At 41.1% G+C, this 11,546-nt stretch carries 12 protein-coding genes; 7 read left to right on the forward strand and 5 right to left on the reverse strand.

Translation table 11 applies throughout. The features are described from left to right. Nucleotides 1-9 precede the first annotated feature (9 nt). The 5 genes from rplY to IQ244_RS28415 all read left to right on the forward strand — a co-directional run bounded on the left by rplY (nucleotide 10) and on the right by IQ244_RS28415 (nucleotide 3,815). On the forward strand, nucleotides 10-312 hold the full coding sequence (rplY, locus tag IQ244_RS28395) for a 50S ribosomal protein L25 (protein WP_096584582.1): 303 nt from the start codon (nucleotides 10-12) through the stop codon (nucleotides 310-312). Between the two features lie 174 nt (nucleotides 313-486). Further along, on the forward strand, nucleotides 487-2,037 hold the full coding sequence (locus IQ244_RS28400) for an AAA family ATPase (protein WP_193900045.1): 1,551 nt from the start codon (nucleotides 487-489) through the stop codon (nucleotides 2,035-2,037). 86 nt (nucleotides 2,038-2,123) lie between these two features. Beyond that, nucleotides 2,124-2,606: a hypothetical protein gene (locus tag IQ244_RS28405; RefSeq protein WP_193900046.1), complete on the forward strand. Its 483-nt coding sequence runs from the start codon at nucleotides 2,124-2,126 to the stop codon at nucleotides 2,604-2,606. Between the two features lie 86 nt (nucleotides 2,607-2,692). Further along, the gene (locus IQ244_RS28410; RefSeq protein ID WP_193900047.1) at nucleotides 2,693-3,484 is read left to right on the forward strand and encodes a YdcF family protein; all 792 of its coding nucleotides are present in this window, start codon (nucleotides 2,693-2,695) and stop codon (nucleotides 3,482-3,484) included. A gap of 106 nt (nucleotides 3,485-3,590) precedes the next feature. Continuing rightward, the gene (locus tag IQ244_RS28415) at nucleotides 3,591-3,815 is read left to right on the forward strand and encodes a hypothetical protein (RefSeq protein ID WP_193900048.1); all 225 of its coding nucleotides are present in this window, start codon (nucleotides 3,591-3,593) and stop codon (nucleotides 3,813-3,815) included. Nucleotides 3,816-3,820: 5 nt separating this feature from the next. Here the strand turns inward: IQ244_RS28415 and IQ244_RS28420 are convergent, their stop codons facing one another. From IQ244_RS28420 to IQ244_RS28435, 4 genes are all read right to left on the reverse strand, one after another. Next, nucleotides 3,821-4,093, reverse strand: a complete 273-nt coding sequence (locus tag IQ244_RS28420) for a ferredoxin-thioredoxin reductase variable chain (RefSeq protein ID WP_096584594.1) — start codon at nucleotides 4,091-4,093, stop codon at nucleotides 3,821-3,823. A gap of 570 nt (nucleotides 4,094-4,663) precedes the next feature. Then, on the reverse strand, nucleotides 4,664-6,592 hold the full coding sequence (locus IQ244_RS28425) for a protein phosphatase 2C domain-containing protein (RefSeq protein WP_193900055.1): 1,929 nt from the start codon (nucleotides 6,590-6,592) through the stop codon (nucleotides 4,664-4,666). 304 nt (nucleotides 6,593-6,896) lie between these two features. Further along, on the reverse strand, nucleotides 6,897-9,851 hold the full coding sequence (locus IQ244_RS28430; RefSeq protein ID WP_193900049.1) for a tetratricopeptide repeat protein: 2,955 nt from the start codon (nucleotides 9,849-9,851) through the stop codon (nucleotides 6,897-6,899). Between the two features lie 98 nt (nucleotides 9,852-9,949). Beyond that, nucleotides 9,950-10,234 (reverse strand): hypothetical protein, encoded by a 285-nt coding sequence (locus IQ244_RS28435; RefSeq protein ID WP_193900050.1) that lies wholly within the window; start codon nucleotides 10,232-10,234, stop codon nucleotides 9,950-9,952. 100 nt (nucleotides 10,235-10,334) lie between these two features. On the opposite strand from IQ244_RS28435, the gene IQ244_RS28440 reads away from it, so the two are divergent. Both IQ244_RS28440 and IQ244_RS28445 read left to right on the forward strand, forming a co-directional pair. Continuing rightward, entirely contained in the window at nucleotides 10,335-10,544 is a 210-nt protein-coding gene (locus IQ244_RS28440) for a hypothetical protein (protein ID WP_193900051.1), read from the forward strand. A gap of 86 nt (nucleotides 10,545-10,630) precedes the next feature. Further along, nucleotides 10,631-10,999, forward strand: coding sequence for a hypothetical protein (locus tag IQ244_RS28445; RefSeq protein ID WP_193900052.1), 369 nt, complete (start codon nucleotides 10,631-10,633; stop codon nucleotides 10,997-10,999). Between the two features lie 152 nt (nucleotides 11,000-11,151). Here the strand turns inward: IQ244_RS28445 and IQ244_RS28450 are convergent, their stop codons facing one another. Then, nucleotides 11,152-11,433: a hypothetical protein gene (locus tag IQ244_RS28450; protein WP_193900053.1), complete on the reverse strand. Its 282-nt coding sequence runs from the start codon at nucleotides 11,431-11,433 to the stop codon at nucleotides 11,152-11,154. Nucleotides 11,434-11,546: the final 113 nt, after the last annotated feature.

Genomic DNA, 11,546 nt, shown 5'->3' on the forward strand with positions numbered 1-11,546 from the left:
ACAAATAACATGGCTGTGACAGTTGAATCTCAAAAGCGCCCAGAAGGCAGTAAACCAAATGCTTTACGTCGTTCTGGTTTAATCCCCGCCAATTTGTACGGACATAACGGTACAGAATCTATTTCTTTGGTAATTGATGCCAAAGTTGTTGAACGCCTGCTGAAAAAAGCTGCGGTTAACAAGACAGAAATTGAACTCAGCATTCCCGATCTTGAGTGGACGGGTAAAACAGTTTTAAAGGAAGTTCAAGTTCATCCAGCCAAGGGTACACCTTACCACTTGAGTTTTTATGCTGGTAATAATCAAGGTTAGAACAGGTGTATGGCCTGTCTTTAACAACACTCCAAATTTGTGATAATTGCTGATGATGCCAGGGGTAACACCCTGGTTTTTTGTTAAGCTACAAACGTGAATATTTAAATTAAAAATTGCAACCGCCGATGATTTGAGATAATAATCTGCGGTTTAAAAACTAATACTGGCAATATGACAGAAGTAACTCTTCCAGCTTTAATTCAGCAGATGTTACAGCCCGGATTTTATCCCCACCCTGTAAGAGAACCTATTCAACTCAGTCAAACCCACGTTTCTTATGTGCTGCTGACGGGAGATTACGCCTACAAGCTGAAGAAACCAGTGAATTTTGGGTTTTTGGATTTTTCAACTTTGGAGAAGCGGCAGCATTTTTGTCAGGAAGAGTTGCGCTTAAATAAACGGGGAGCAGCTGAACTGTATTTGGAAGTGTTACCCATAACTCTAGAAGGAGAAGAATATCATTTAGGGGGAACAGGAGAAGTTGTAGAGTACGCAGTTAAAATGCGTGAGTTTCCCCAAGAAACACTATTAAGCAACTTGTTTGCACAGGGCAAGTTAACTGAGGCTCACTTAGCAGAATTAGGACGGATTGTAGCGCAGTACCACGCCAAAACCGAGACAAATGATTACATTCGCAGTTTTGGCGAAGTATCGCAAGTACGAGCAGCATTTGATGAAAATTACGAGCAAACCGAGAAATATATCGGTGGCCCCCAGACACAGCAGCAATTTGATGACTGCAAAGCTTATACAGATAAATTTTTTGCTGAAAGACAAGAACTATTTCACCAGAGAATTCAAAATAACTATATTCGGGAATGTCATGGAGACTTACACCTCCGCAATATTTGTCTATGGCAAGATAAAATTTTGTTATTTGACTGCATAGAGTTTAACGAACCCTTCCGCTTTGTTGATGTCATGTTCGATATTGCTTATGCGGTGATGGATTTGGAAGCACAGCAGCGTTCAGACTTAAGTAATGCTTATTTAAATACTTATTTAGAGCAGACTGGCGATTGGGAAGGCTTGGAAGTATTACCTATATATTTAAATCGACAGTCTTATGTAAGGGCAAAAGTAACGTCATTTTTACTGGATGATCCTGGTGTACCAGCAGAAGTTAAACAAGAAGCGGCAAAAACCGCAGCCAAGTATTACAAGCTGGCTTGGGAATATACTCAATCCAAACAAGGAAAGCTGATTTTAATGTCGGGTTTGTCAGGTTCTGGTAAGAGTACAACCGCCAAATATTTAGCTCGACAATTTAATGCGATTCACATTCGCTCAGATGCGGTGCGTAAGCATTTGGGGGGAATTTCTTTGTCGGAACGTGGTGGAGATGATTTGTATACGCCAGAAATGACGCAGAAAACATATACACGGTTGTTGAACTTGGGAACTATACTAGCTAATCAAGGTTTCACGGTGATTTTAGATGCCAAGTATGACCAACAACAATATCGCCAAGAAGCGATCGCCAAAGCACAAAAGTATCAACTTCCTCTCCAGATTATTCACTGCACAGCACCCGTTGAAGTAATTCAAGAACGGCTGATCAACCGGACTGGTGATATTGCTGACGCTACGGTAGATTTATTAGCATCACAACTCAAACAAGCTGAAGCTTTTACTGAAGCAGAAACACCATACGTTCATACTTGGGATACCACTCAAGCAAACGAGACACAATTAAAACTTCTGAGCGAGAACAGGGTTTAAAGGGTAAGGGGGTAAGGTATTAGTTAAAATTTTCTCCCTACCCCTACACCCTTACACCCCTATACCCTTATACCCTTACTGAACTCATGGCTAAAAATAACAACTTATTTAATTTCACCCCTGATTTTATTTCGCAATTAATCTTTGGGTCATTTTTAACGTTCATCTTAATACTGACGGGTTCACCTGCATCCCTGAGCATTTTCTTGGGAATTCTGAGTGGGTTTACCTTGGGTTGGATTACCAATGCTAGTAAAAATAGTCCTCAAGCCCCAACAGTACCATCTTCTGATGGCATTGATGCTGGACTTAAATATTGGCTATTGTTCTTACTAGGTTTTGTCTGGTTGGGTTATTCAGCACCGATGAGTATCTTGCTAGGGGGAATAGGTGCTATTGGTGGCGGCTGGATTATTGCTTGGTGGGGTAGCAAAGAAGAAGTTAGAACTCAGCTACCAATTGAAACTGTAGAAGAGGGAGAAGAAAGATCAACTAAACAGCAAAAAAGAAGGCCTACTCGCCGCTTCCGTCGCGCTAGAGGCATTAATTTTAGATTTTGGGAAAGGTAATGAATAAAGGCAAAAGTTAAAAGTCAAAAGTCAAAAGATTTTTTTCTTTTTACTTGGATTTTTGAAGTTACATATAATAACCAATTATGTTTTTATACCTTTCCAAGTTGTTACCACTGTTTTTTTATCCCTTGGGATTAGCCAGTGTGAGTTTAGTAGTGGCTTTAATCACAGTATGGAAACAACCGCGCATCGCCACAGCAGCGATCGCCTTTTCTTTAAGCTTATTATTGCTTTGTAGTAATGCTTGGGTGGCTAAGGCGTTGGTGCGATCGCTCGAATGGCAAAATCTCCCACCTCAGCAAATGCCAAGTGCTGAAGCAATTGTGGTTTTGGGCGGTGCAACTAAATCAGCCTTTTTTCCTCGACCTGATGTTGATTTAAGTGAACAAGGCGATCGCATAATTTATGCAGCAAAGCTATATCGCCAAAAAAAAGCGCCTTTAATTATTACAAGTGGTGGTCGTGTTGATTGGCGCAATGGCGGTACAGCAGAATCGGCAGATATGGCGAGTATTTTGACCGAAATTGGTGTACCATCACAGGCAATTATTCAAGACCCTGATTCCCTCAATACTTATCAAAATGCGGTGAATGTCAAGAAAATTTTGCAGTATCGTGGGATTCAAAAAGTATTATTGGTAACTTCGGCTATGCATATGCCGCGATCGCTGAAAATTTTCCAACGTCAAGGTATTGATGCTACTCCTGCACCGACGGATTTTCTTGTGACTCAAAACGACCTGCAAGAACTGGTTAGCACACCCAAAGCGGCATTACTCAATTTATTACCCGACACAGATAACCTACATCAATTTACTAGTGCTTTGAAAGAATATATTGGTAGTTTTATTTATGGCTTACGTGGTTGGCTGTAAAAATTGTTGAGTAGTAGCCAGTTATTGCTAATAGCTATAATTTCAATAGTCTGAAAGTTTTGGTTGTTTAATATCTCAAAACTCAGCACACTATGTTGTGAGAATCATGCGCCAAGAATTACCTCATATTATTCCATCTCGGCAACCTGAAGTTGAAGAAACTTTTAATGCTTACCAAACCACCCATGAATTTTATTATGAAGTCCAGCAACGCTTAGAGTTTCAGCGTTATTGTGAATGGTATGAGGCTGAAGCAGAATATCACCGTCAAGAACTCAAAAAAATGCGCGGCGAACTCAACATTTTTCGGTGGTTCCTTCGCCGCTTTTGAGAAGTTTAGATAATTTCTAACTCATTCTCGCGCAAGTGGGCTTTAAATTTTTTACTAAACTGAACTAATACTGGCAAGTTGGCACTAACAGGTCTACCTTGCCATTGAGTCACAATATCCACAATTTCGCCTTCTGAGCCTTTGAGGTCAAAAGCTTGAGAGCGATGTTCAGGATGATGGTAGACTACTACCGATTGATTAACACGGACGCGATCGCCAACTTTCATAAGAACATTTACACCTAGCTTTTGCGGTTCCACAAGCATCTCCACAGCCATCCCTTATCGAACGTGCTGGTTGAAAAATCAACTGTTGAGAACAGTTATTTTCCCCATCTAATCAAAACAAACGTTCTATTATATACGTTTGCAACTTTTATACAAACAAAGCCTGACCGTGCAGGCTTTAATCATCATCAGCGACAAATCTCTGACTGTTTTTTTTCCTCATTGCACTTGTCCACGCTTACGGGTGTCTCAGAAGCGCTGTTTGAGGATTTGTCTGCTAATAGGCTAAGAAAGACTTATTTTACGCAATGTGCGACTTTATCTCAAACCTAACCCCCAACCCCTTCCCTACAAAGGAAGGGTAGTAAGAATTAAAGCCTCTCTCCGTTGCGGGGAGAGGTTTGGAGAGGGGTTTTAAAAAATAAGTCGCATATCGCGTTATTTTAGTTTTTCTGTGCGCTTTCACGACAGTTCCAATTCTACATCAAATGGATATTACGTTCCTAGATGCTGTGTTTGACAGTCAGAGAACTTATACCGTTTCACTTTAAGTTTGATACAAATAGGCCGCAGGGGGGCAGGAAGAGTGGAGAGAAGGGGTGTAAATAGTGTGAGTTTTGATTACTGGCGCTGTGGACAAGCTGACTGTATTGGTTGGGGTAATTTTCCACACATTTGTTGAAAGGTTTGAGGATTTAGTAGCCACCAAGCGAATAATCCCAGAGTTGTTGCGCCAACTAAAACGGCTAATAATCCGCCAACGTTTACTAAAGGCTTACGTCGATGAGATTTTTTGATTGGTGTGGGTATTGGCGGAGTTGGTTCTTCTGTCAAATCCAAGTCTAATAAAGCTTGGGCGCTTTCTGTCAAAGCCGGTTCTTCTACTTCTGGTGTTTCTGGTTCGACAATCTCTTCTGGTGGTGATAATAAAGTCACTGGGACTAAGTATTCTTTAGACAGCCGACAAAGAGTGAGAACAACAGAAGTATTATCATGTCCATTTTTTTGGTTGGCAAGATTAATTAAATTCTGCACGGTTTCGGCAAGGGAAACTTCACCTGCTAACACAGGGATAGCAAAATCTTGCCAAGAATTTTCCACCCAATCGTTATCACTTAAACCATCAGAACACAGCAGTAATAAACCTTCTTCATCAATGATGAATCTTTGAACTGATATTCGCAAAGATTCAGCATCTTTTGTGCCTAAAGCTTGAGTTAAAGCCGTTGCATCTTGTCTCTGGAGTGCTTGACGATATAAACTTCTGCCATAGCGGACTTCTCGCCAAGCTACATCATCATCTACGGTGAGTAATTGGCAGTAGTTACGGGTTATCCAGTAAGCGCGGCTATCTCCTATATTGGCTAAATAAAGTTCATGGGCGTTATCAGATGTCCATCCTGAGATTGTGGCGATTCTTTGGGGTAATTGCAACGCCATCACCAAGGTTGTCGCCATCCGTTCTCTACCTTGGCGTTTCTGTTCATCATTGCGGGAAGAAATTAAATTATTGACTACCCGCAAACTGGCTTCTAGCTGTTCTTGCAATAATTTTGGCGCTACAGGTTCAGTTTGTTCGGCGACTTCTGCTAATAAGGCACGAATTTGCAATTTTAAAGATTGTACTGCCATTTGGCTGGCAACTTCACCACCTTGGTGTCCACCAATACCATCACAAACCATCGATAAGCGTGGCATGAGTGGATTATATGGTTCATCGGTACTGGGATAGCAAGTGTCTTCGTTTTGGGTGAGTTCTGTGCCGATGTCTGTTGCGCCTGCAACTTGAAGACTGAGGGGTAACTCGGCGGCGGCTGAGAGTAACAGCGTATTCAGTTGAGTGGTGATAGTTTCTAAATCTACTGCGCGATCGCACATTTGCTCAACTATCTTCTGCAATGATTGAGCTATCTGTGGTTGAGCTAATGCTATCAAAGACTGCCAAGATTTTCCTAAATCATACAAGCTGGGTTTTTCATCGGCTGGGGTGGGATGGAGTTCTAACAACCGCACACACCAACCTTGCATTCTTAAGTTATCGGGAATGATTAAACTTTGCTCAACTCCCTGTTCTGCTAAGGGTTGCCAAAGTTGGAGAATTTGCCATAGCCAATAAACTTGTCTAACTGCTGTGGCTTGTTCCCAAGCATCAGTCATGATGGGGTAAAGATTGCCTGTTGCATCTATCGGCACATTTTCTAGCAACAGAATATCATCTTCATCCTCAAAAAAAGCAACCCCATAGACTTGGGGAAGATGTAACTGCTGCTGATATAGCTTTAAGTAAGGAATAACAGCTTGTGGTAAGTCTTGTAAAGTTTCTGGTGGTAGCCCTGGTTGAGTATCTAACCATATTTGTTGTTGAATAACTTCATATCGCTTTGCAACTTGGGTTTCTGGTAAGATGTTGGCGGCTAAAGTGCCAGTAGCCCAGAGGTAACGGTGAATTAAAGGAGTTTGACAATTGGTACAGATGCGCTCTTCTATAGAATTAGCCGGGCGATCGCACGTTGGATTTATACAATAAATTATGCGTTGAGTAGAAATCATCATAAATAAGACTTACGCATTAATAAAGAAATTCATCCAGATATTTGGTGATCATTATAGTAGGGGCGAACGGCCGTTCGCCCCTACAAATAAATGGTCGTTCCTACAAACGTTCGCCCTTACAAACATTTGCTCTTACTTACGCATTAATAAAGAATTTCATCCAATAGGGCGAACGGCCGTTCGCCCCTCCCCTACAAATGGTCGCCCCTACAAACATTCACCCCTACAAACATTTGCTCTTACTTACGCATTAATAAAGAATTTCATCCAATAGGGCGAACGGCCGTTCGCCTCTACAAATTCACCGCGCATCGCCAATTATGACAAATGGCGACCAATAAAAGGGATGACGCTCAATTTGCTGTAACTTGGCTTGTTGTAGTGCTTCTCCTTTACTCTTACCTTGCTGGAGATTTGTATAAAAATCAACCATGAGTTTTTGGGTTGATTCGTCTTCAACCGCCCACAAACTCGCCATCACTGCTTTAGCGCCAGCGCGTTCAAATATATAAGCAACACCAGCAATACCTACACCTTTATCCTCAATTTTTTTGGCAGTTTGACAAGCACTCAGGGTTAATAATTGTGTACCTTTTAAACCTAAAAATGCTGCATCGGCAATGTTAAACTGTGCATCGGCAAACAGCAATGAATTATTTTTTAAATTTATTGTTGTACAGTCGGCATTTTGGAAGCAGCCATGAGTTGCTAAATGGATAAAATTAAAGCGTAAGGCTTGATTTTTGAAATTTGCCAGGGTGGCTTTACTGCCAAGATAAGCTTCACTTCCTGGTAATTTATTTGTAATTTCCTTAACTTCTGTTTCTGCACCTGGTAAATTTTGTGTTTCACGAGGTACAGGATTACCAAAAGCCAAAACTTTTGGTGGTTGGCTTGTAGTTTCTTTTGGTGAACCTAAAGAGCTTGTGGAAATGCGGGTCAGATAATTGACGGGATATTTTTGGATCAAATACTTGTCTGTTTTGCTGTCTCTGAGGGTTTCAAAAGGTAGATAGCTGAATTTACCTGTGGCGATGATGCTTAATTGCTTGGGTTGCAATTTTTGGATTTCAGCTTCTACAGGTCGAATGAGAATATCATATAATTTAACGCTATTTTCTGCGTAGTCAGGATCACCGTCATTTTCTAATTGCTCTAAATATTGGGTGAGCAGTTGATCAAATTCATTAGGCTTAATTGATGTTTTAATAACGTTTACTTTATTTTTAGTTAAGACAAATATTGCTAAAGGCTTTGGTATATTTTGCAGACCTGTCAGCAAAACTGGTTGAATTACCACCGTGTCGGCGGGGATGGATGATTTAAGCTTTTCAATATCTGCGGGTGTGGTTTCAAATAGTTCTGCAACTTCGGGAAATTGGCGAGATATTTCTGCGGCTTCTTGATAGACTTGTGTTTCTAATTGACGAAACTGTTGAGCAAAATCTGGGGACGAATTATTTTGCAGTTGTTGTCGTTGAGATTCAAGTTGTTGATTTTTTTGATTCCATTTATCAATAGCTTTTTGTGCTTTGGGGTTAGCAACTTTGGCATTAATTAGACGATTGTAATCAGCTAAATCAGAAGTGCTGAAAAGGTTAACCCAGGCAAAAGCTTGGTCATATTTCTTTTGATCAATCAAGACATTGACTAAAGCAGTTGCACTCGCGTCATTTTGCTGTAAAAACTTTTGGCGATTTTCTTGCTGTAAACCCCGACGTAATTCTAAGTTGATTTGCAAAGATTTTTCTAAATCAGTAATAGCTTCACTTGGTCGATTTGTATTTTGAAAAAATATACCTCTATTACCCAATATAACCGCTTCCCCATTGCGATCACCCACGGCACGATGTATGGGCAGAGCTTGATTGTAAAATGACAATGCCTGCTGCTTTTCTCCTAAATCGTCGTAGATTGAACCAATGTTATTGAGAGTAGTAGCTTCCCCAGAGCGATCACCCACCGCACGCCACCGGGGCAGAGCTTGGTTGTAAAATGACAATGCCTGCTGCTTTTTTCCTAAATCGGAGTAGACTTTACCAATGTTATTGAGAGTAATGGCAACGCCTGCGCGATCGCCCACTGCACGTCTAAGGGTCAGAGCCTGGTTGTGAAATGACAGTGCTTTCTGATTTTCTCCTAATGCGTTGTAAACTGCACCAATGTTATTGAGAGTAACAGTTTCCATAGCACGATCGCCTACGGCACGATGTATGGGCAGAGCTTGGTTGTAAAATGACAATGCCTGCTGCTTTTCTCCTAATGCGTCGTAGACAGCACCAATGTTATTAAGAGTAGTGGCAACGCCTGCGCGATCACCCACGCCACGATATAGGAGCAGAGCTTGGTTAAAATATGACAATGCTTGCTGCTTTTCTCCTAATGCGTTGTAGACTGCACCAATGTTATTGAGAGTAGTAGCAACACCTACGCGATCTCCAACTGCGCGTCTGAGGGGCAGAGCTTGGTTGTAAAATGACAATGCCTGCTGCTTTTCTCCTAATGCGTTGTAGACTGCACCAATGTTATTAAGAGTTTTGGCTTCCCCAGAGCGATCGCCCACAGCACGCCATAATGGCAGAGCTTGGTTGTAAAATGACAGGGCTTGCTGCTTTTCTCCTAAATCGTCGTAGACTGTACTAATGTTAGTGAGAGTTCTGGCAATGCCTGCATGATCGCCTACGGCACGATATAGGGGCAAAGCTTGGTTGTAAAATGACAATGCTTGCTGCTTTTTTCCTAAATCGTCGTAGACTGTACCAATGTTATAGAGAGTTTTGGCAACGCCTGCGCGATCATCCACCGCACGCCATAATGGCAGAGCTTGGTTGTAAAATGACAAGGCTTGTTGCTTTTTTCTTAATGTGTTGTAGACTCCACCAATGTTATTAAGAGTAGCAGCTTCTCCAGAGCGATTGCCCTGTGTACGCCATAGAGGCAGAGCTTGGTTGTAAAATGATAGTGCTTTCTTCTTTTCTCCTGATGCGTCGTAGCAAAACCCAAGCCCCAAAAGTGCAATTCCTTCTAGTTTTTGGTCTTTTAGTTCTCGTGCCATAACCAAAACTTGCTGGAATATGGGGATGGCTTGTTGATATTCCTGTTGTTTTCCCTTTTGTATCGCCTGTTGTAGTAGTTTTTCAGTTGTTTGTGCTTGGGGTGTTTCAGTTTCTCCCCGACTGGGTTGAGCTATGAGTGTCACTGTTAAGGGCGTTAGATAAACACACGCAGCTAATACACTGGTAAGAATTTTCTGCATATTGCAATTTGATTTGGTTTGGGAAAATTGAGAAGTTTAGAGGATGTTTTTAAAGTTTGCTTGTTGGTGGCGGAAGATTTAAGATCCCCCAACTCCCTTTAAAAAGCTGTGGTGTATATACAAGTCAAATTACCCCCCTTAATCCCCCCTTGGAAAGCTATTGGTGTACACACAAATAAATATTCGTTTAGTGCATTTGTCCCGCCTCGGAATGAATTCCGAGTCTCATAGCGCAAGTCATCTGAAGATGACTCAACCAGAAATACATTCCAGTCCACAAAGCGTGGACTTTGGCTATGAGCCTGGAACTTTAGTTCTAGGCGGGATACGGTTTCAGACTGCAAATTTTTGACTTGTGTTTTTTCAAGGGGATTTAAGGGCATATCCTACAAAAGCTCAAGCGATCGCACTTTTGCAAACACTACATTTTTATATAGTAGGGTGATAGCTACGCCCGCCGCAGGCATCGCCAACTCAAATTTGATGCTATCTAAAGTAACTTCCGCTTTTCCAGAAGTTACTTCTGCTTTCCCGGAAATAACTTCTGCTTTCCCGGAAGTAACTTTTGTTGTTCTTGAAGTAACTTCTGCTTTAAGAAAACTAACTTTTGTTTTCCTGGAAGTAACTTCTGCTTTTACATTTCCGTGTTTCCCTCAACCTGTAGTAGTTTCCGCTTTAACATTGATTATTTAACAAAAATCCATATTTTTACGTATGGCAACTTTTTATACAATTGTTCACCATAGAGTAATGGTAAACTCAAAAGATGAGTATTAATTATGTCAAGAAGAAAGCGCACTTCACGTATTCTCGAAAAAGCCGAAATGCGTCTAGCCAGTATTAAATCTATCAGTCCAACTTTGGATGTAGGGGAAGGATTAACAGTCACAGATTATACTGAAAAAATAGAAAAGATGAGACAATTACTGGAAGTGTATAATACTACTCTTTCTAGTATTGATGTTTTATTAACCCAGATTGTGGAAAATGAGGAACATTTAGCAGATTATTCAGAAAATATTTTGCGTGGAATTGCTTACAAATTTGGCAATAATAGCCATGAGTATCAAATGGCTGGAGGAACTCGAAAAAGCGATCGCAAGCGTGCAATGCGTCAAGGTATGGCTTTAAGTATTACCTCAAGCTAACGTGAGTTTGATGAACCTCTCCCCAACCCCTCTTTGACGCGGAGAGGGGCTTAAACTTTCCTAATTTTGAACAAAAAATTCAAGGTTTCAAAGCCTCTCTCACCGTGGGGGAGAGGTTTGGAGAGGGGTTTTTGACATCCGTCGAACTCACGTTAATAAGGTGTTGCTTGAATAGTCATTGTTCTTTTCTGCGGATTAAACTGGATTCGATCTACTACATATCGCCGATCTTTAGCTACTGATTGAATACCTAACAACCCTGCACGGGAAACAACAGGGGGAGCCAACGTAACTTCTGCTTCACCTTTAACTGGATTTTTGATTGTAAAAGTATTTAGAGGTACACCATTCCAAGTTATTGGTTTACCTGTAGGGCGTTTGCGTTCACCGCGCATTCTTGGATAAACGCGAGTTACATAACCCTCTTCTGTCACTTTCCGAAATAAGCAAGTAGTAAATAAATGAAATTATCCAGAAGAGAAAAAAGGTTTAAATTGGTTCATTGTAAAAATTAGGTGATTAAATCCAAGCAATAAATCGGAATTGG

This window comes from Nostoc sp. LEGE 06077, from assembly GCF_015207705.1.
GTDB lineage: Bacteria > Cyanobacteriota > Cyanobacteriia > Cyanobacteriales > Nostocaceae > Nostoc_B.

Excerpts from the sequence above, each read along its gene's own strand:
- rplY (WP_096584582.1), top strand. The coding sequence starts at position 10 with ATGGCTGTGACAGTTGAATCTCAAAAGCGCCCAGAAGGCAGTAAACCA.
- IQ244_RS28400 (WP_193900045.1), top strand. The coding sequence starts at position 487 with ATGACAGAAGTAACTCTTCCAGCTTTAATTCAGCAGATGTTACAGCCC.
- IQ244_RS28405 (WP_193900046.1), top strand. The coding sequence starts at position 2,124 with ATGGCTAAAAATAACAACTTATTTAATTTCACCCCTGATTTTATTTCG.
- IQ244_RS28410 (WP_193900047.1), top strand. The coding sequence starts at position 2,693 with ATGTTTTTATACCTTTCCAAGTTGTTACCACTGTTTTTTTATCCCTTG.
- IQ244_RS28415 (WP_193900048.1), top strand. The coding sequence starts at position 3,591 with ATGCGCCAAGAATTACCTCATATTATTCCATCTCGGCAACCTGAAGTT.
- IQ244_RS28420 (WP_096584594.1), bottom strand. The coding sequence starts at position 4,093 with ATGGCTGTGGAGATGCTTGTGGAACCGCAAAAGCTAGGTGTAAATGTT.
- IQ244_RS28425 (WP_193900055.1), bottom strand. The coding sequence starts at position 6,592 with ATGATTTCTACTCAACGCATAATTTATTGTATAAATCCAACGTGCGAT.
- IQ244_RS28430 (WP_193900049.1), bottom strand. The coding sequence starts at position 9,851 with ATGCAGAAAATTCTTACCAGTGTATTAGCTGCGTGTGTTTATCTAACG.
- IQ244_RS28435 (WP_193900050.1), bottom strand. The coding sequence starts at position 10,234 with ATGCCCTTAAATCCCCTTGAAAAAACACAAGTCAAAAATTTGCAGTCT.
- IQ244_RS28440 (WP_193900051.1), top strand. The coding sequence starts at position 10,335 with ATGCTATCTAAAGTAACTTCCGCTTTTCCAGAAGTTACTTCTGCTTTC.
- IQ244_RS28445 (WP_193900052.1), top strand. The coding sequence starts at position 10,631 with ATGTCAAGAAGAAAGCGCACTTCACGTATTCTCGAAAAAGCCGAAATG.